Genomic DNA, 18550 nt, shown 5'->3' on the forward strand with positions numbered 1-18550 from the left:
GGCCCACGGTGCCGGTGGGCTGTCCGAGCTCGTCGTGCGTGCTGCGGGCCACCACCCGCACATGGCGCACCTCGCCATTGGGACGCACGATGCGAAACTCCGAGGTCTTGCCCTGCGGATGCTCGTGCACACGGACGATTTCTTCCGCCAGTCGCGATCGATCGTCCGGGTGCACGCATGCCAGCCACGCGGCGCGGCTGGGCTGGAACTGGGCCGGATCTTGGCCGTAGATGCGGTACTGCTGCTCGTTCCACTCGACCGTGCCGTCGCTCAAGCGGTTGCTCCACACGCCGATGCCGGCGGCGGTGATGGCCAGCTGCAAGCGCTGGGCCAGTTCCTCGGCGCGCTGGGCCGTCTCCACCTGGGGCGTGATGTCCATGTCCAGGCCGACGGTGCGCACCAGCCGGCCATTGGCGTCTCGCTCGTTGCGGGCCACCGAGCGGATGTGCCGCGTGCCGCGCGTGGGGTGTTCGATGGTGTACGTGATGTCGAAGGCCGGACAGGCGGGGTCTTTCAGACAGGCGTAAATACGCTGCCGCGTGCGCTCGGCCACCCCGGGGCTGAGTGCCGACTCCCAGGCTTGGCGGTCGCGGTTGAGGTCGATGCCATACAGCTCTTGACCGCGATCGTCCCAGTGCAGGCGGCGCGTGCGCGCGTCGTAGACCCACACGGAAGCGTCCACGGCCGACAAGGCGATGCGCAAGCGATCGTTGATGTCTTGCAAGGCTTGTTGGGCCGCCAGGTCCTCGGTGATGTCCCAATTCACCCCGACCAGGCGCAGCGCGTGCCCCTGTTCATCGCGCTCGACGTGTGCCAGGCCGCGCAGCCAGCGCAGCCCGTCGCTGCGCAAGACGCGGAACTGCGACTCGTAACGTTGCTCGCCGTCGATGACCCGTTGCAGGGCTTCGGTGGCGCCCTCGCGGTCGTCCGGATGGATGCACGAACGCAGCAGCTCGCGGGTGGGCACGGCATCCGGGGGCAGGCCGAACAACTCACGCTCCAGCGCATCGATCTCAAAGCGTTGGGTGCGCACGTCGTATTCCCAGACGCCCAATCGAGCGACTTCGGTGGCCAGACGCAAGCGCTGCGATACCCGGTCCAGCCTCTCGCGCGCTTGCACCTCCTCGGTCACGTCGATGTTCATGCCATAGGCGCGACGGGCCCGTCCTTGGGCATCGCGTTCCACATGGGCCAGGCAACGGATGTGACGCAATCCGAGGCGCGGCAGCTGCACTTGCAGCGTTTGCTCCACTTGCGGCTCTTCGCCTTGGAGCAAGCGGGCGACGAAGGCCCGGAAGTCGTTCAGGCTTTGCGGCGCGATCATCGTTTCCAGCGCGTCGAAGCGGCTCAGTTGTTCGCGCGGCGCGCTGTCAGGCGCGGCGTCTGCACCCGGGGTGCGCCAGATCACGCCGCAGCGCGCGTCATATTCCCAGACCATGCCGGCAGCGGCCTGGACGGCCAGATCGTGGCGACGCAGCACGGCTTGCAAGTGGGCCTGGGCTTGGGCATCGGCCGTGACGTCCTGGTCCAGCCCGATCAGACGCATGGCGCGGCCGTCGGGGCTGCGTTCGACCTCACCGACCGAATGCACCCAGCGCAGCTCACCGTCCGGGCGCACGACGCGGTAGCGGCATTCGTAAAGGGCCTGCGCTTTCAAGGCCTGAGTGAAGGCGTGGCGCACCCGTTCCAGGTCCTCGTGATGCACCGCGCGCAGCCAGTCCTCCAGGCGAGGGCGTTCCAGGTCAGGCGCCACACCGTAGAGCTCGCGCTCACGGGCGTCGATGAGGAACTCACGGCGTTCGAGGTCGTATTCCCAAATGCCGAAGCGGCCCACTTGGACGGCCATGGCCAGGCGATGGTGCACTTGCCGCAGCAGCCGGGCCTGCTCAGGCTCGTCCGGGGTGTCGATCGGTGCATGCCGCGACAGCCACACACGCGCAATCCAGACCAGCGCACTCAAAGCGTAGCCCACCCACCATCCGGCAGCCGATGTGGGCGATGCGTAGGCCCACGCCAGCGTGCTCAAGACCAGACCGCATGCACCCAGCCCGTCGAGCACACGCAGCGTCAGCCGGGGGAAGCCGGCTTGAAGGCCAGAGCCCCAACCCCCGCCCCAGCGTGTGCGCGGGGGCGTCGACGACCCAGGCGGGCGCGTGTCGGTGGGGGGCGATCGATTCATGCGTCAGTCAGCACGACGGCAAACACCCACAACCCATCGCGCGTTCGGCGACCAAAGTAACACGCTCATGGGTCCTTGGGGCTCGGGAAAAGGCCTAGCGAATGTGTCATATGACAGGCATCGAGGCTTGTCGTCACACGTCACCGTCCTGTCATGGCCGGGTCATGCAATCGCCTTAGCCTTGACGTCGTCTCACTACGGAGCGCCTGATGAGGGACCTGCCATTGCCGACCTTGCCGATTGCCGACATCCGTGCGCCTCGGAGGTCTCTTCACCGCCCCGATGCGGCGCCTGCCACAGCTGAGGGCTCTGCCTGTGCGCGGCTGGAAGTGGTTTGGGCGCGCCATGAAGACGAAGTTCGTGAAGCGCAGCGGCTGAGGTACCAGGTTTTCGCCGAAGAGATGGGCGCCCGTTTGAGCGTGCCCAAAGGCTCGCCACCGGGCCATGACATCGATGTGTTCGATGCCTACTGCGAGCACTTGCTGGTGCGCGCGCCTTCGTGCGATGGCGAGCCTGGCCCGGTCATCGGCACTTATCGCGTGCTCACTCCTGAGGCCGCGCGCCGCGTCGGCGGCTTGTACAGCGAGACGGAATTCGACCTGACGCGACTGCGTGCCTTGCGTGAGCGCATGGTCGAGCTGGGCCGGTCCTGTGTGCACCCGGACCACCGCAGCGGCGGGACCATTTTGGCCTTGTGGGGGGCGTTGGCTGAGTTCATGGTGCGCAACCGCCTGGACACGATGGTCGGCTGCGCCAGCGTGAGCATGCGCGACGGCGGCCATTACGCGGCCAGTCTGTGGTCGCAACTGCGGGGGACCCACTTGGCCCCCATCGAGTACCGGGTGCAGCCGCGCCTGCCCCTGCCGGTGGACGAACTCCAGCAGGATTTGGCGGTGGAACCCCCGGCGCTGATCAAAGGCTATTTGCGCTGCGGCGCGAAGGTCCTGGGGGCACCGGCCTGGGACCCCGACTTCAACACCGCCGACCTGCCCATGCTGATGCGCATCGCCGACCTGCCGGCCAAGTACCGCCGGCATTTCCTGGGCGAATGAACCCTGCGCCCAGCTCCTGCACGCATCACGTGCGGTGGGAGCCGGACTTCATTCCCCTTCGCCAAATTTGTCCTCGATGAGCGCGCACAGCGCGTCCATCGCGGCTTGCTCGTCCTCGCCGCAGGTCTCGATCTCGACCTCGCTGCCCAGGCCGGCGGCCAGCATCATCACGCCCATGATGCTCTTGGCATTGACGCGCCGGCCGTTGCGGCTCATGTGGACATCGCTCTTGAAACTGCCGGCCAGCTTGGTGAGCTTGGCCGAGGCCCGCGCGTGCAGGCCGAGCTTATTGCTGATGGTGATTCGTGTTTTGAGCATGGACGGGTGCTTGCACCTGGTTCTGCGGGGCGGTGTGGCCCACCTGCATGATGCCTTGGTTGGCGCCGGCCACCGCGCGCGCGACCAGCACGTCGAGCGGTTCGTGCTGATAGCACAGGCTGCGCCACAGCATGGGCACGTTGACGCCGGCCACCACCTTGACCTGGACCCCGTCGGCCAAGCGCTGGGCGACGTTGCACGGCGTGGCTCCGAACACGTCGGTCAGGATCAGCGCCTCGGGCCTGCGCACGCGCGCCAGCAGGGTGCGTGCACGCGTCTCGACCTCGTCGATGCCCATCTGGGCGGGCACGTCCAGGGCTTCGAGCGTGGCCGCACACTCGGGAAATGTGTGCCGGGCGCAGGCCTGCAGGGCGCTGGCCAGCGGGGCGTGGGCGATGATGAGGAAGCCAGGCATGGGGAACGGGGATGAACGATTATCAACCCATCGCGCCAGGCCGGTGTGTCATTCGGCGGACACCCGGGTCGGGGGGGTGGCGATGCGGCTGGAACGCCAGTGCTGCACGTAGGCCGCGGCCGCCAGCGCGGCGTACAGACCCAGGGCCAGCCGGTAGGCACCGATCACGTCCAGGCCCAGGGCACGCCCCAGATCCACCGCCAGGCCGATGCCCCATTGCATGGCGAACACGCCGGCGAAGATCACCAGGTTGTAGGCCGACAGGGCGCGTCCGGCCAGGTGCGCCGGGAAGGACTGACCCACCAGCGGCTGCGCCAGCGCCATGAAGGTGCAGCTCACGCAGTACAGGGCCCAGTGCCCCGCGGTGGCCTGGGGGCCCAACACCAGGTTCAGGACCAGCACGCCCAGGCTCCAGGGCGCCCCCACCGTGATCAGCCGGGCGGCGGGCCAGCCCCGGGCCTGCAGCCGGGGCATCACCAGTCCCCAGGCGAGGAAGGTCAGCAGCATCGCGGCATTGACGACGAACAGACCGCCGGCTGATTCAGTGGGCGACCAGCCGGCCACATGGACCAGCCAGGGCCCGATCCACAGCGTCTGCAGTGCAATCATGCCCCCGTAGTTGACGAAGCCCAGGCCGGCGTAGCGGCGGAACGCCGGATCGCGCCAGATCGTCCCGTAGCCCTCGCCGGCACCGGCCGCAGGACCGGCCGGTGCCGGCGTTGCCACTGGCTGGTCGCGCGGCACCCACCACAGGCTGGCGATGCTCAGCGCCAGGCAGGCCCCCAGCAGCCAGAACAGCCCGCGCCAGCCCGTCAGCGGCAGCAGCCACTGCACCGGAAGCGTGGAGGCCAGCATGCCCAGAGAGCCCGTCATCAGCATCCACGAGTTCGCGCGCAGTTGCTGGGTGGGGGTGAACCAGCGCCGAAAGCCCGTCAGCGGCGCCATCAGGCAGGCGCTCACCCCCGCGCCGATCAGCATGCGTGCCACCGTCAGCCCGGCAAAGCCCTGCGCCAGCGCGAAGGCGGCGCAGCCCAGCACCGCCACGGCCAGGAAGGCCGCCAGCACCCGGCGGGGGCCGAAGCGGTCCAGCCAGTGGCCCAGGGGCAACTGGGTGGCCGCAAAACCGAGGAAGTAGGCACCCGCCAACAGGCCCAGGTCGCCCGGGCCCAGGCCCAGGTCGGTCGTCAGGGTGGGTGCCAGCGTGGCGGTGACCGCGCGGATCAGCGCCGAAAGAAAATAGGCCCAGGCAAAGACCAGGAAGAGGGCCAGGGCCTGACGCCCCCCCAGGGGCGTGTCGGGGGGACTGGGCGGGCTCATGGCAGGCGCAACCCGTCGAAGAAGGTCTGCACGGCCTCGTCCGGCGGGTTCGGGCCCAGCACATTGACCTGGTGCACGCGGGTGGCGTGGGCGAAGTAACCGGCCACCTGAACGATGGCTTGCCCATCGGGCAGGGTGCCGGCCACGCGCACGCGCAGCGCCTGCGGGTTCGGCGTCATGCCCGGCACCCGCAGGGCCTGGGTCGCCGGTGAAGTTGCCCCAAGGTTGGCCGCCGTGGCTTCTCGCAGCGCACGCAGCGCCGGTGTCACCCGGGCCGGATCGCCCATGTCAGCCCAACTCAGGGCATAGGTGTGCCCACCGGCCGTGCAGGCGTACAGGCTCATGCGCACCCGGGCGCCAGCCAGCTCGACGGTGCGGGCGTGGGTCTTGGGCTTGCAGGGGAACAGGGCGACCAGGGGGCTGTCCTCGGGGCGCACCTCGCGCCAGTCCAGCGTCGGGGCGCAGGCCGACAGGCCGAGCGCAAAGGCCAGGCCGGGAAGCATTCGGGACGACATCGCCCCGATTATCCGTCGGGCGCGACCGTTGGCGCCGGGACCCTTGATCGAGGGGTCGACGCAATTTGTCACATTTCGGAATACTGCGCCCACCGTTATCGACCACATGCCGCTGGAGCGCCCATGGACTTGTCCGAGCTCTCCGGCCCGACGCCCGCTGGGCGCCAGCGGCCGGCTCCCCCTGCGATGCCCGAACCGGCCACCGAGCGCTGGCACCGTCTCCTCACCCAGATCGGCGAGGAGATCGCCGCCCCGCTGAGCAGCGCGCTGGAGCGTGTGCACGGCCTGATCGCCACCGGCCAGATCGATCGCCGCAGCCTGCGCAGCCTGCGCGACGAACTCGAGCGCGCGCGGCGCGTGGGCATGTGCAGCCAGCAGATCGTGCGCTTCGCCTCCGGTCGCGTGCGCCAGAGCGCCGAACGGCTGCACCTGACGCAGACGCTGCAGGGCGTGCTGGCGCACCGCAGCCGCGAGACCCAATCCCACGGGCTGGAGATCCGCCAGGTGCTCAAGCCGGTGGAGGTGATCGTCGACCCGGCGCTGCTGTTCTCCCTGCTCAACACGCTGCTGGACTGGGCCTTGACCCACGCCCAGGGCTCGATCGAGCTGCGCCTGGACACCAAGCCCTGGCCGGTGCAGGCCCGCTTGCTGTGCCGATTCCATCACACCCCGCCCGACGAGGCCGGCACGAACGGCTTTGCGGCCACGCTGGCCCCCCAGGACGGCCCCGCGCTGGACGACGTGAGCTGGTGCCTGGTGCAGCAGGCCGCCGCGACGATGGGGCTGGAGCTGGAACGTCAGGACGGCGAGTCGGCCACCGCCGTGACACTGCTCTTCCCGCGCACCGTCGCCGACGAAATGCCCGGCCTGAGCGTCGTCGAGGAGGACACCGGGTTTGCCGTTTCCTCGGCCAACTCCCGCCCGCTGGCCGGCAGCCATGTACTCGTCGTGGCCTCGCGGCGCGAGGTGCGGGTGCAGGTGCGCGAGGCCATCCGGCACATGGGTCTGGTGGTCGATTTCGTGTCCTCGGTCGACGAGGCGGCCGCCTTCTGCCGCGAAGGCCTGCCACACGCCGTCATCATCGAGTCCATCCTGCGCGGTGAACGCTTCAACCAGCTGCGCGAGGATCTCACCCACGAGGCGCCCGACCTCGTCTTCATCGAGATCGTCGAGGAGGGCGACATGTTCGAGGTCTCGGGCTTCGGCCACGCCTCGATCGCGCGCGTCGGTCGAGGCGCCATCCTCACATCGCTGCCGTCAGCCCTGCTGTTCGAGCTGTCCAAGACGATGTGAGCCCGATATGAGCCGCCGCCGGGCCCTGGCGAACTTTTCGCCCGGTGCGCGAGTCCATCGGTGCGGCCGGGACACCCGCCCGGCCCGGCACCGGTCAGCCCCCGGCCGTACACTGGCGTCTTGCGCATGGAGTTTTCCCCCTGATGAAAAAGCCCACCCTCCTGGCCGCCGCGGTGGTGGCCCTGGCTGTCGCCGCCACCGGCTGGATGGCCCTGTCCCGCGACGAGGCCCCGGCAGTGGACTACGTGTTGCTGGATGGCCGCAAGGAAAACTTCGCCGACCTGCGCGGCAAGGTGGTGCTGGTGAACTTCTGGGCCACGAGCTGCGTGACCTGCGTGAAGGAAATGCCCCAACTCATCGACACCTACCGCCAGTACCGCGAGCGCGGGCTCGACATGGTGGCTGTGGCGATGAGCTACGACCCGCCGGCTTATGTGTCCAACTTTGCCCAGAGCCGCCAACTGCCTTTCAAGGTGGCCATCGACAACACCGGGGAGGTCGCCCGCCGGTTCGGCGACGTGAAGCTCACACCCACGACCTATGTGGTCAACAAGCGCGGCGAGATCGTCAAGCGCTACGTGGGCGAACCCGACTTTGCCCAGCTCCACCAGCTCATCGAGCGACTGCTGGCCGAAGCCTGATCAGGCACGGGCGCGCACGCCCACCACGGCCGCGCCGATGATGAGCGCGGCGGCCGCCAGGATCCACCCCGACAAGCCGCGTCCGGTGACCAGCACCAGCAGCACCGTGCTCGCCAGCGGCGTGAGGTAGCTCAGGATGCCGATGCGTCGTGCATCGCCGGTCTTCAGGGCCTTGTCCCACAGGAAGAAGGCCGCCCCCAGCGGGCCCAGCCCCATCAGCACGAGCAGGCCCCAGTCGGGGGCCGACAGCGCCACACGCGGCTCCAGCAGCCAGTGGCAGGCCAGTGACAAGCCCCCTGACACCAGGCCGAAGAGCCCGATCGCCGCGGTAGGGAAAGGGCCGACGCGGCGCGTCCCCAGCGAATAGCTGGCCCAGATGAAGGCCGAGCCCAGCGCGGCGACATAGCCCCAGGACCAGCCCCCCGCCAGCTCTCGGCCCCCGGCGATGGCCAGACCGGCTCCTGCGAAGCCCGCCAGCGCGGCCACCACGTGCACCACGCGCAGGGTCATCCCCGGCAGGAACAGCGGGGCCATCACCACGATCAGCAGCGGCCACAGGTAGTTCACCAGATTGGCCTCCACTGCCGGCGCGTGGCGCAGCGCGATGAAAAGCAGGAAATGGAAGCCGAAGAGCCCGTACACGCCCAGCGCCAGCGTGCGCAGCGGGATGCGCCACTGCCGCCACAGCGGCCAGGCCGGCACGCTGCCGATCACCAGCGCCGCGCCGGTGAGCAGGAAGGGCGGCACATGCGACAAGGCCACGCCCAGCGTGGCCAGCAAGGCCCACAGCGCAATCGCGCCCAGGGCGTAAAGGTGGGAAGCGGTGGTGCCGCGGCTCGCGGCCAGGGTCGCAGGGTTCATGGCGGGAGAGCATAGCGGCGAGCCGGCGGCGCGATCGTCGCGCCACGCGGGTCGGTCGTCGCGTATCGCCGGTCAGCCGGCGGCACGCCGCAGCGCCGCCGTGAGCGCTGACGGCGAACGGTAGCCGCAGCGCTGCGCCACCTGCTGCACCTGCAGCCCCTGGGCGCGCAGCCGGCGGGCAGCGGCCAGGCGGCGTTCGCGCACGTAGGCCATCGGGGCCTGGCCCGTCTCGGCCAGGCAGCGGGCGGCGAACTGCGAAGGGCTCAGGCACACCTGTGCCGCCAGGTCGGCCACGCCCAGCGGTTCATCCAGATGGGTGTCGATCCAGGCGTCCAGCCGGCCCCAGTCGATGGGCCGTCGCGTGCCGCGCGGCAGGGCGACTTCGCCGGGCAGGGTGGACAGCAGCAGCGCGGTGGCCGGGCCTTGCAGGTCGGCCAGGTCGTGGCGGCTGGCCAGGAAGCGCAGCAGGTGCAGGGCCGAGCCGTCGGCATCCAACACACGGCCGGCCAGGGCCGCGAGCACGGGGCTGGCGGTGTCGTCGGCATCGAGCACGAAACAGGTGCTGCCGCCAGCCGACCAGAAGTCATGGCGGTCGCCGGGGGCGATGACGGCCACGCGGCCTGCGGTCATCCGCGTGCCGCGGCCTTCGATCTCCAGTTCCAGGGCGCCTTGCCAGCCCCACAGGAGCTGGAAGTGATCGTGGGCATGGCTGCCCTTCGATTCGCCGTAGCAGCGCCGGCTCAGGCGGGCGGCCATGTCCATGCTCACACGGCGTTGGCCACACCTGCTTCGTGAGCCTGCTGGTCGGCGTGATAGCTCGAGCGCACCAGCGCGCCCACGGCGGCGTGGGTGAAGCCCATCTCGTAGGCTTTTTCCTCGAACATCTTGAACACCTCCGGGTGCACGTAGCGGCGCACCGGCAGGTGGTGGTTCGAGGGGGCGAGGTACTGGCCGATGGTGAGCATGTCGATGCCGTGCTCGCGCATGTCGCGCATGACCTGCAGGATCTCCTCGTCGGTTTCGCCCAGGCCCACCATCAGGCCGCTCTTGGTCGGCACGTGGGGGGCGAATTCCTTGAAGCGCTTGAGCAGGTTCAGGCTGTACTGGTAGTCGGAGCCCGGACGGGCTTCCTTGTACAGCCGCGGCACCGTCTCGAGGTTGTGGTTCATCACGTCGGGCGGCGCGGCCTTGAGGATCTCCAGCGCGCGGTCCATGCGGCCGCGGAAGTCGGGCGTGAGGATCTCGATCTTGGTTTGCGGCGAGAGTTCGCGCGTGCGGCGGATGCAATCCACGAAATGGGCCGCGCCGCCGTCGCGCAGGTCGTCACGGTCCACGCTGGTGATCACCACGTACTTGAGCTTGAGTGCGGCAATCGTCTTGGCCAGGTTGAGCGGCTCGTCCGCGTCCAGCGGGTCGGGGCGGCCGTGGCCGACGTCGCAGAACGGGCAGCAGCGGGTGCACTTGTCGCCCATGATCATGAAGGTGGCCGTGCCCTTGCCGAAGCATTCGCCGATGTTGGGGCAGGAGGCTTCCTCGCACACCGTGTGCAGCTTGTGCTCGCGCAGGATCTGCTTGATTTCGTAGAAGCGCGTGCTGGGCGAGCCGGCCTTCACGCGGATCCAGTCCGGCTTCTTCAGCTGTTCGGCCGGCACGATCTTGATGGGGATGCGCGCGGTTTTGGCCTGGGCCTTCTGCTTGGCCGTGGCGTCATAGGCGCCGCTGGGCTGGGCCTCGTGGACGACGTTCGGGGTGGACATGCGCGGGTGCTCCGTCTCAGCCGGCAGGCTGCGGTGTCAGGGACTCAGGTGGGCCTGCAGGCGCTCGCCCAGGCGGGCGGCCACCGTGTCCCAGTCGATGCAAACCCCCAGTGTAGCCAAGTCGATGCTGCGCAGGCCGGCGTAGCCGCAAGGGTTGATGCCCTCATAGGGGCTCAGATCCATCGCCACATTCAGCGCCACGCCGTGGTAGGTGCGGTGCTGGCTGATCTTGATCCCCAGGGCGGCGATCTTGCCCAGGCCGGCGAAGGGGTCGGGCCGGTCGGGGGGCAACCGCGCATGGCCAAACGGGTCGGCCAGGTTCACATAGATGCCTGGGGCGCCCGTCACACGGTGGCCGGTCACGCCGAAGCCTTCGAGCGTCTGGATCACGGCCTGCTCGAGCCGGTGCACGTATTCCTTGACGTAGATGCCCAGCCGGCGCAGATCCACCAGAGGGTAAGCGACCACTTGCCCGGGGCCGTGGTAGGTCACTTGACCGCCGCGGTTGGTGGGCACGACCGGGATGTCCCCCGTGGCGAGCAGGTGCTCGGCCTTGCCGGCCAGGCCCAGGGTGTAGACCGGCGGATGCTCGCACAGCCACAACTCGTCGGGGCTGTCGGGGGTGCGTGCCTCGGTGTAGGCCTGCATGGCCTGGACGGTTGGCGCATACTCGACGCGCCCGAGCCAACGGATTTCCATGCCCGGGAGTCTATCGGCCTGACCGCCCCGGCAGAGCATCCACGGTGCGTGCCCGGACATCGCAAACGCGTTAACGTTGGCGATCTGCGGGGCGCATGCCTGAAGCGGGAGACGCGCATGACACGGATGTGGCGAGTTGGAACGCGCGGCGGCCGCAGGCCGGCCTTCAAGGGCCTGGCGGCCGTGCTCGCCATGGTGCTGCTCCATGGGGCCTGGGCCCAGCCGGCGAGCCGGCCGGGGGTTTTCGTGACGCCGGAGAACCTGCAGCGCTACCTGCAGGAGCGGCGTGAGATCGACGAGGCCCTGGCCGAGCACCAGGCCGGGCGGTGGGCGCAGGCCGAGCGCCGTTTCACCGCTCTGGCCGAGCAGGGCAGCCCGGTGGGCCGCTACAACCTGGCGATGATGCATGTGCGGGGCGAGGCCGCCCGGCCTGACATGCACAAGGCGCTCGAACTGCTCGAGACCTCGGCCGCCCAGGGCTTCGTGCGCTCCGAGCACGCCTTGGGCGAGATCTACGAGCGGGGTCTGGCCGGCCTGCCCGACCATGCGCGCTCGGTGCAGTGGTACTTGAAGGCGGCCGAGCGCGGGCATGTGCAAGCCCAGGTGGCCGCCGGCACGGCCTACTACCTCGGGCGTGGCGTGCCCCAGGACTGGGGCCAGGCGGCGCAGTGGTACCGCCGCGCGGCCTTGCAAGGCGAGATGGCGGCGCAGTATCTGCTGGCGTCGATGTACGAGAAGGGGCTGGGCGTGCCCAGGGATGCGCGCCTGGCGCGCTACTGGTACGAGGCGGCCGCCGCCAACGGCGACGAGATCGCGCCTTACAAGGTCAAGGAGATGGACGAGGTGCTGCGGGGGCGGGCGCTGTGAGGCCCGCTTAAAGCACCACCTTGACCATCGGATGCGAGGTCAGCGCCCGGTACAGGCCGTCGAGCTGTTCGCGGCTGGTGGCCGTTACCGTGAGGGTCAGGCCGAGGTAGTTGGCGCTGCGGCTGGGGCGCATCTCGATCGTCGCGGGATCGAAGCCCGGATCAAACTGCAGCGCCACCTCGGCGATCGCGGTGGCGAACCCGTCGACGTTGGGTCCCAACACCTTGATGGGGAAGGCGCTGGGGTATTCGATCAAGGACCGGTCGGGGGTCATATCGACTGCTCTGCTTTGGCGCGCTGATAGGCCTCGTACAGGCGGGCATAGACCGGGCCGGGCTTGCCTTTGCCGGCCCCATGGCCCACCGGTTCGCCGTCCAGGCGGGTGACCGGCAGCACCTCCTTGGTGGCCGAGGACAGCATGATCTCGTCGGCGGCGAACACCTCGGCCTCGCTGATCGGGCGCAGGTTGAAGCCAATGCCCAGTTCCTCGCAGAGTTCGGCGATCAGGCCGTAGCGGATGCCTTCGAGCACATGCTCGCTCTTGGGTGGGCCCAGCACCGCGCCCTCGTGCACGATCCAGACGTTGCTGGCCGAGGCCTCGGTGAGATGGCCGTCGCGAAACATGATGGTCTCGGCCGCGCCCTGGTCGGCCGACATCTGGCGCGCCAGCACATTGCCCAGCAGCGAGATCGACTTGATGTCGCCGCGTTCCCAGCGGAAGTCGCGCGCGGTGGTGCAGGCCACGCCGGAATGACGCTGCTCGGGCGTGGCCGGCTTCATCGTGCTGACCATCATGAAGACCGTGGGCGTGATGTCGGGGGGCATCACATGGTCGCGCAGTGCCACGCCGCGGGTGAGCTGCAGATAGACGAGCTGGTCCCGGGCGCCTTCCCGGTCGGCGTGGGCTGCGATGAGTTTGCGCATGCGCTCCAGCCACTCCATGCGCGAGTGCGGATTGGGGATGCGCAGCTTGGCCAGCGAGCGCTCCAGGCGGGCCATGTGCTCCTCGAAGCGGAACAGGCGCTGCCCGTAGACCGGCACCACCTCGTAGCAGCCGTCGCCGAAGATGAAGCCGCGGTCCAGGACCGACACCTTGGCGTCGCACAGGCGCACGTACTCGCCATTCAGGTAGCACAGGGTGTCGGGCAGGGCTGGCATGGTCGGGTCCTTCGGTTCGGTACGGCAGGGATGTCGAGCTTACTGGATCCACAGGCGGATGGCATCCCAGGCGCGGCCCAGGAGGCCCGCTTCGGGCACAGCCTGCTGCACCACCAGCGGGGTCTCGGCGATCACGGTGTCGCCCAGCAGCACCTTGATGCGGCCCACGGCCTGGCCCTGCTGGAGCGGGGCCACCAGCGGATCCATGCGTTCGATCTTGGTGGTGACCTTGTCGCCCTCGCCGCGCGGCACGGTCACGAACAAGGGGCCGGCGGCCCCCAGCCGGGCCTTGGCGGCCTTGCCCTTCCACACCTGGGGCTCGACCACCGGCTGGCCGCCTTCGAACAGGCGCAGTGTGTCGAAGGCCTGGAAGCCCCAGTTGAGCAGGCGCTGGCTTTCGCTGGCGCGTGCCTCCATCGAGGTGGTGTTGAGCACCACGCTGAGCAGGCGGCGTTTGCCGTTGGGGAAGTCGCGCTGCGCCGAGGCGATCAGGCAGTAGCCTGCGGCTTCGGTGTAGCCGGTCTTGAGCCCGTCGACGCTGGGGTCGCGGCGCAGCAGCAGATTGCGATTGGGCTGGGTGATGTTGTTGAAGCGGAACTCGCGGATCGAGTACATCGGGTAGTACTCGGGAAAGTCGGTGATCAGCCGCGAGGCCAGCACCGACAGGTCGCGCGCGGTGCTGTGGTGCCCGGGCTCGGTCATGCCGGTCACGTTGGCGAAGCGGGTGTTCTTCAGGCCCATGCGCTGGGCCTCGCGGTTCATCAGCTCCACGAAGGCCTCGACGCTGCCGGCCACGCCCTCGGCCAGGGCCACCGAGGCGTCGTTGCCCGACTGCACGATCATGCCCTTGAGCAGGTCCTCGACCTTCACGCGCATGCGAGGTTCGATGAACATCACCGAGGCGCCGCCCTTGCGCTCGTTCCAGGCACGCACCGACACCGGCAGGTCCTGCTCCAGCGACAGGCGCTTGTCACGCAGGGCGCCGAAGACCACGTAGGCGGTCATCAGCTTGGTCAGCGAGGCCGGGTCCGAGAGGGCATCGGGCTCGCGCGAGGCGAGCACCTGGTTGCTGTTCATGTCCAGCAGCACGTAGGACTTGGCTGCGACCTCCGGGGGCGGCAGGGGCTGGGCGGACGCAAGGGGGGGGCATGCCAGCGAGGCGGCGGTCAGCAAGGAGGCAAGCAGTCGTTTCATCGATGCGGTTCGGTTGGGGTGCGGCAGTCCCGGCTCCGGCGGTGTGTCTCACACCGTCTCAGGCCAGGGCGCGCAGCACCAGGGTCTTCAGCAGCGGCAGCTGCCCATGGAAAAAGTGGCCCACGCCGGGCACCACCACGACCGGCAGGTGCTGCGGACGGGCCCAGTCCAGCGTGGACTGCAGCGGCACCACGTCGTCGTGTTCACCGTGGATCACGACCGTGTGGGCCGGCACGGGCGCCACCTCGAAGTTGCCGGTGGCCGGGCCCACCAGCACCAGGTGGGCCACGCTGCCCCCCAGCCGCTGTGCGGCGTGCGAGGCGACATAGGCCCCGAAAGAGAACCCGGCCAGGGCCAAAGGTTCCCCGTGCTGGCGTCCGTGCGTGATCACGGCCATCATGTCGTCGATCTCGCCACGCCCGGCATCCCAGGCCCCTTGCGAGCGCCCCACGCCGCGGAAGTTGAAGCGCAGCACGCGCCAGCCGCGCTGCACGAAGGCGCGGGCCAGCGTCTGCACCACCTTGTTGTCCAAGGTGCCGCCGTGCAGCGGGTGCGGGTGGGCCACGACGGCCAGGCCCATGGGCGGCCCGGCCGGCGCGTCCAGGGCACATTCGAGCTCGCCGGCCGGACCGGCGATCAGGTGCTTCTCGGTCTGGGCGTTCATCGGCCGACGTCGGGCGCCAGCAGCAGCCGTTCGACGACCTCGCCGTGCCGCAGGTGGCGCTCGACGATCTCATCGATGTCGGCCTGGTCGACGTAGGTGTACCAGGTGGCTTCGGGATAGACGACCGCCACCGGGCCCCCGGCGCAGCGGTCCAGGCAGCCCGCGCGGTTCACCCGCACCCGGCCCGCACCGGCCAGGCCGGCCGCCTTGACGCGGGACTTGCAGTGGTTGAAGGCCGCCTCGGCCCCCTGATCCGCACAGCAGGACTCGCCGTTGTCGCGCTGGTTCAGGCAGAAGAAGATGTGGCGCTCGTAATAGCTCATCGGGGGATTTTAAGGCGCGCGCTCCCGCGAGGCCGCGCGCGCGACCAGGTAAACCAGCACCGCGTAAGGCCACAGCCAGCCCACCCACTGGGCCAGGCCGTGGAAGCGGATGAAGCGGCCCTGCTCCCAGGCCGCCAGGCTCTGGGCATAGTAGGGGTCGGCCGGCGCGTCGTTGACGAAGCCGGCCAGCGCGGTGATGGCCACCAGCCCCAGCGCGGCGGCCGCGCGCGGGGGCACGGGGGCCAGCACGAGGGCAGCGGCCACGCCCACAGTCAGCCCCAGCGGGGTGGCCGGCGTGATCCAGGCCAGCGCATGCTGCGGACCGTAGCTCAGGGCCGTGGACAAGGTGGTGGTGGCAAAGCCCAGGGCCGCCGCCCCGGCCACCAGCGCCAGACGCGGCCAGCGCGGCGGGCTGATCGAGAAGGCCAGCAGGCACGGGGCCAGCACGCCCAGCGCCACCACCACCAGCTCGGTGACCGCTGGCAGCCGCGAAACGGCTCCGGCCACCGGAGCCTGGACCCAGCCCTCCAGCGCGGTGCCCTGCAGCGCGCGCGCGATCAGGTCGTCCACCCGGTCGGCCACCTGGCCCACACCCAGCGGCGCCGGGGTGGGGAAGAGCAGGGCCGCGGGCCACAGCAGCAACAGGGTCAGCCCGCCGGCGCTGCGCTCGATGAACCAGCGCTCGCGCAAGGCTTGCCAGCGCCCCAGCGCGCCCAGGGCCTGCAGCGCCAGCATGACCAGCGCGCCGGCCGCAGTGCCCAGCACGTTGAGGGCCCAGTCCAGGTTGGACGGCACGCGCTCCGGCAGGAAGTTCTGCAAGGTCTCCATCGTGCCCGACAGCAGCGCCCCGCAGCCCAGGGCGATGCCGAAGGCCCACGCGCGGGGGCGGCCGCTGCGCAGCGCCGCGCCGGCCACCGCCATCCCCAAGGGCATGTAGCCCAGCAGGTTGGACACCAGGTCGAAGCCCGTCCACCAACGCGGCCAGGGTTCGAGCACGAAGGCCCACAGCGGCCGGTTCGGTGCGACCCAGCCTCGGAAGGGGTACAGGCTCGCATAGACGATGAGCGCGGCGTACAGCAGCGCCAGCGGCACCAGCGAGCTGCGATGGCGGGACACCGGCGCCCCACTCAGAAGGGCTTGAGCACCACCAGCAGCACGACCGCCAGCAGCACGATCACCGGCACCTCATTGAACCAGCGGTACCACACGTGGGAGCGGGGCGGGGCCTGGAATTGCTCGAAGTCGCGCAGCAGGCGACGGCAGCCGTGGTGGTAGCCCACCAGGCCGAGGACGAGCACGAGCTTGGCGTGCATCCAGCCGCTGCCCGGGCCGCGCCCGATGCCAAAGCCCCACCACAGCCACACGCCGAAGCCCAGCGCCGGCACCATCAGCAGCGACATGAAGCGGTAGAGCTTGCGCGCCATCAGCAGCAGGCGTTCACGCTCGGCGTGGCTGTCGGGGCTGACCATCGCCAGGTTCACGAAGATGCGGGGCAGGTAGAACAGACCGGCGAACCAGCCGACCACGAACACGATGTGCAGGGATTTGACCAGGGCGTAGAGCATGCGCGGCATGATAGCCACCCTGCCCGCCGCGGGCGTCGAGGCCGCTCGAGCCGCCCACCCCCAAACGGCCGCCCAAAAGAAAGAGCCCCAGTCGGGGACTGGGGCTTCAAAGCCTTAACGCTGTCATCACGGTAAGGCACCTGCTCAGGGAGGAAAAGCAGGGAATGACCGCCTTGCGACGTATCATTCATATGTGAGCTTATCACAGATCCGTGACCGGCTGGAGGGCCCCAGTGATCCACTCGGGCATGGAAAACACCAGCTTTTCACGATTTCGAACGCTTGTTACAGGATCCTGCCTTGGCCTTCCCCGCTTCCTTCCCGGCGGCCCGCCCCCGCCGTCTGCGCCGCGACGACGCCACCCGCCGGCTGGTGCGTGAACATGCCCTGCGTGCTGACGACCTGATCCTGCCGGTCTTCGTGCTCGACGGCCAGGGGCAGACCCAGGATGTCGCGTCGATGCCGGGTGTACAGCGCCTCAGCGTGGATCGCCTGTTGCCGCTGGCCGAGCGCTGTCTGGCGCTGGGCGTGCCGGCGATGGCGCTCTTTCCAGTGATCGACCCGGCCCTGAAGACGCCGGACGGCCGCGAGGCCTTGAACCCCGAGGGCCTGGTGCCGAGGGTGGTGCGCGAGCTCAAGCGCCGTTTCCCGGAACTGGCCCTGATGACCGATGTCGCGCTCGACCCCTTCACGAGCCACGGCCAGGACGGGCTGCTGGACGACACCGGCTACATCTTGAACGACGAGACGGTCGAGGTGCTGGTGCGTCAGGCCCTGGTGCAGGCCGACGCCGGGGTGGACATCGTGGCGCCCTCGGACATGATGGACGGGCGCATCGGTGCGATCCGCCGGGCGCTGGAGGCGCGCGGGCTCATCCACACCCGCATCATGGCTTACAGCGCCAAATACGCCTCGGCCTTCTACGGCCCGTTCCGCGACGCGGTGGGCTCGGCAGCCCACCTGGGCAAGAGCAACAAGAAGGTCTACCAGATGGACCCGGCCAACAGCGACGAGGCCCTGCGCGAGGTGGCGCTGGACATTGCCGAAGGCGCCGACATGGTGATGGTCAAACCCGGCCTGCCCTACCTGGACATCGTGCGCCGCGTGAAGGACGAGTTCCGCATGCCCACGTTCGCTTACCAGGTCAGTGGCGAGTACGCGATGCTCAAGGCGGCGGCGGCCCACGGCTGGCTCGACCACGATGCCGTGATGATGGAGTCGCTGCTGGCCTTCAAGCGTGCCGGAGCGGATGGGGTGCTGAGCTACTTCGCGCTGGACGCGGCGGCGCTGCTCAAAGCCTGATGCGCGTCTTCCACGTCCGCCCAGACGGCTTCGACGAATGGCCGGCCCTGCCAGCCGGGCTGCCCGACACGGGCTACCTGTGGGTGGGGGTGACGCGCGGCGAGTTCGAGACGGACATCGCCCGGCTGCAGGCCTGCCTGCAGGCCTGGACCGGCGGGCCCCTGGTGGACCTGCACGTCTCGGATCTGCTCAACCCGCAACTGCCCTCCCACTTCGAGGACACACCCTGGTATGACGTGCTGGTGTTCCGGCGTCTGGCCGCCGGCCCCGGCACGAGTGCACTCTTCCTCGACGATGCCGGCGGCGACCTCCACGGCGCCCGCCGCGCCCTGGAGGCCATCGACACCAGCCCGGTGGGTTTTGCCGTCTTCGACCGCGTGCTGCTGACCGTGCATCCGGCCGATTGCCTGGTGCGCGAGCATTTTGCGCA

Annotated in this window: 21 protein-coding genes and 1 pseudogene; 6 read left to right on the plus strand and 16 right to left on the minus strand. The window is 69.4% G+C overall.

The features are described 5' to 3' along the window. Window positions 1-2026 (minus strand): PAS domain-containing protein (locus tag ACK42S_RS00555; RefSeq protein WP_409702167.1); only part of this gene is annotated, 2026 nt, incomplete at its 3' end. 362 nt (window positions 2027-2388) lie between these two features. Here ACK42S_RS00555 and ACK42S_RS00560 point away from each other — a divergent pair. Further along, the gene (locus ACK42S_RS00560; RefSeq protein WP_409702169.1) at window positions 2389-3231 is read left to right on the plus strand and encodes a GNAT family N-acetyltransferase; all 843 of its coding nucleotides are present in this window, start codon (window positions 2389-2391) and stop codon (window positions 3229-3231) included. Between the two features lie 48 nt (window positions 3232-3279). On the opposite strand, the gene ACK42S_RS00565 is transcribed toward ACK42S_RS00560, so the two are convergent. Genes ACK42S_RS00565 through ACK42S_RS00580 form a run of 4 tightly spaced genes read right to left on the minus strand, consistent with a single transcriptional unit; the run spans window position 3280 to window position 5796 of the window. Further along, a complete protein-coding gene (locus ACK42S_RS00565; protein ID WP_409702171.1) occupies window positions 3280-3549 on the minus strand; it encodes an HPr family phosphocarrier protein in 270 nt (89 codons plus the stop codon). Beyond that, a complete protein-coding gene (locus ACK42S_RS00570) occupies window positions 3518-3964 on the minus strand; it encodes a PTS sugar transporter subunit IIA (protein ID WP_409702173.1) in 447 nt (148 codons plus the stop codon). The genes ACK42S_RS00565 and ACK42S_RS00570 overlap by 32 nt, the downstream gene beginning before the upstream one ends. Before the next feature lie 48 nt (window positions 3965-4012). Continuing rightward, on the minus strand, window positions 4013-5281 hold the full coding sequence (locus ACK42S_RS00575; protein WP_409702175.1) for an MFS transporter: 1269 nt from the start codon (window positions 5279-5281) through the stop codon (window positions 4013-4015). After that, complete coding sequence (locus tag ACK42S_RS00580; RefSeq protein ID WP_409702177.1) at window positions 5278-5796, minus strand: hypothetical protein; 519 nt, start codon at window positions 5794-5796, stop codon at window positions 5278-5280. The genes ACK42S_RS00575 and ACK42S_RS00580 overlap by 4 nt, the downstream gene beginning before the upstream one ends. Window positions 5797-5919: 123 nt before the next feature. Between ACK42S_RS00580 and ACK42S_RS00585 the strand changes: the two genes are divergently transcribed. Both ACK42S_RS00585 and ACK42S_RS00590 read left to right on the plus strand, forming a co-directional pair. Then, complete coding sequence (locus ACK42S_RS00585) at window positions 5920-7089, plus strand: hypothetical protein (RefSeq protein WP_409702179.1); 1170 nt, start codon at window positions 5920-5922, stop codon at window positions 7087-7089. Between the two features lie 143 nt (window positions 7090-7232). Further along, window positions 7233-7730 (plus strand): TlpA family protein disulfide reductase, encoded by a 498-nt coding sequence (locus ACK42S_RS00590; protein ID WP_409702181.1) that lies wholly within the window; start codon window positions 7233-7235, stop codon window positions 7728-7730. Here ACK42S_RS00590 and ACK42S_RS00595 read toward each other — a convergent pair whose 3' ends face one another. The 4 genes from ACK42S_RS00595 to lipB all read right to left on the minus strand — a co-directional run bounded on the left by ACK42S_RS00595 (window position 7731) and on the right by lipB (window position 11047). Continuing rightward, a complete protein-coding gene (locus ACK42S_RS00595; RefSeq protein ID WP_409702183.1) occupies window positions 7731-8591 on the minus strand; it encodes a DMT family transporter in 861 nt (286 codons plus the stop codon). A 72-nt stretch (window positions 8592-8663) separates the two neighbouring features. After that, on the minus strand, window positions 8664-9353 hold the full coding sequence (locus ACK42S_RS00600) for a helix-turn-helix domain-containing protein (RefSeq protein WP_409702185.1): 690 nt from the start codon (window positions 9351-9353) through the stop codon (window positions 8664-8666). 2 nt (window positions 9354-9355) lie between these two features. Then, window positions 9356-10348, minus strand: coding sequence for a lipoyl synthase (gene lipA, locus ACK42S_RS00605; protein WP_409702187.1), 993 nt, complete (start codon window positions 10346-10348; stop codon window positions 9356-9358). A gap of 36 nt (window positions 10349-10384) precedes the next feature. After that, entirely contained in the window at window positions 10385-11047 is a 663-nt protein-coding gene (gene lipB / locus ACK42S_RS00610; RefSeq protein ID WP_409702189.1) for a lipoyl(octanoyl) transferase LipB, read from the minus strand. 117 nt (window positions 11048-11164) lie between these two features. On the opposite strand from lipB, the gene ACK42S_RS00615 reads away from it, so the two are divergent. After that, window positions 11165-11914, plus strand: coding sequence for a tetratricopeptide repeat protein (locus ACK42S_RS00615; protein ID WP_409702191.1), 750 nt, complete (start codon window positions 11165-11167; stop codon window positions 11912-11914). 7 nt (window positions 11915-11921) lie between these two features. Here ACK42S_RS00615 and ACK42S_RS00620 read toward each other — a convergent pair whose 3' ends face one another. From ACK42S_RS00620 to ACK42S_RS00650, 7 genes are read right to left on the minus strand one after another with little or no spacing between them, the layout of a single operon-like run. Then, a complete protein-coding gene (locus ACK42S_RS00620) occupies window positions 11922-12188 on the minus strand; it encodes a DUF493 family protein (RefSeq protein WP_409702193.1) in 267 nt (88 codons plus the stop codon). Next, window positions 12185-13072, minus strand: a complete 888-nt coding sequence (locus ACK42S_RS00625; protein WP_409702195.1) for a D-amino acid aminotransferase — start codon at window positions 13070-13072, stop codon at window positions 12185-12187. Before ACK42S_RS00625 ends, ACK42S_RS00620 begins: the two co-directional genes overlap by 4 nt. Before the next feature lie 39 nt (window positions 13073-13111). After that, entirely contained in the window at window positions 13112-14266 is a 1155-nt protein-coding gene (locus tag ACK42S_RS00630; RefSeq protein ID WP_409702197.1) for a D-alanyl-D-alanine carboxypeptidase family protein, read from the minus strand. A gap of 58 nt (window positions 14267-14324) precedes the next feature. Next, the gene (locus ACK42S_RS00635; protein WP_409702199.1) at window positions 14325-14930 is read right to left on the minus strand and encodes an alpha/beta hydrolase; all 606 of its coding nucleotides are present in this window, start codon (window positions 14928-14930) and stop codon (window positions 14325-14327) included. Then, the gene (locus ACK42S_RS00640; RefSeq protein ID WP_409702201.1) at window positions 14927-15253 is read right to left on the minus strand and encodes a (2Fe-2S) ferredoxin domain-containing protein; all 327 of its coding nucleotides are present in this window, start codon (window positions 15251-15253) and stop codon (window positions 14927-14929) included. Before ACK42S_RS00640 ends, ACK42S_RS00635 begins: the two co-directional genes overlap by 4 nt. Before the next feature lie 9 nt (window positions 15254-15262). Further along, entirely contained in the window at window positions 15263-16369 is a 1107-nt protein-coding gene (locus tag ACK42S_RS00645; RefSeq protein WP_409702203.1) for a VanZ family protein, read from the minus strand. A gap of 11 nt (window positions 16370-16380) precedes the next feature. Next, window positions 16381-16818, minus strand: coding sequence for a CopD family protein (locus tag ACK42S_RS00650; protein WP_409702205.1), 438 nt, complete (start codon window positions 16816-16818; stop codon window positions 16381-16383). A gap of 300 nt (window positions 16819-17118) precedes the next feature. Between ACK42S_RS00650 and hemB the strand changes: the two genes are divergently transcribed. Continuing rightward, a complete protein-coding gene (gene hemB, locus ACK42S_RS00655) occupies window positions 17119-18120 on the plus strand; it encodes a porphobilinogen synthase (RefSeq protein WP_409702207.1) in 1002 nt (333 codons plus the stop codon). Then, window positions 18120-18550, plus strand: a pseudogene (locus ACK42S_RS00660) (magnesium transporter CorA); the annotation flags it as partial. The gene hemB and the pseudogene ACK42S_RS00660, both read left to right, overlap by 1 nt.

The sequence above is a fragment of the Caldimonas sp. genome, from assembly GCF_046289365.1.
Classification (GTDB): Bacteria; Pseudomonadota; Gammaproteobacteria; order Burkholderiales; family Burkholderiaceae_C; genus Caldimonas.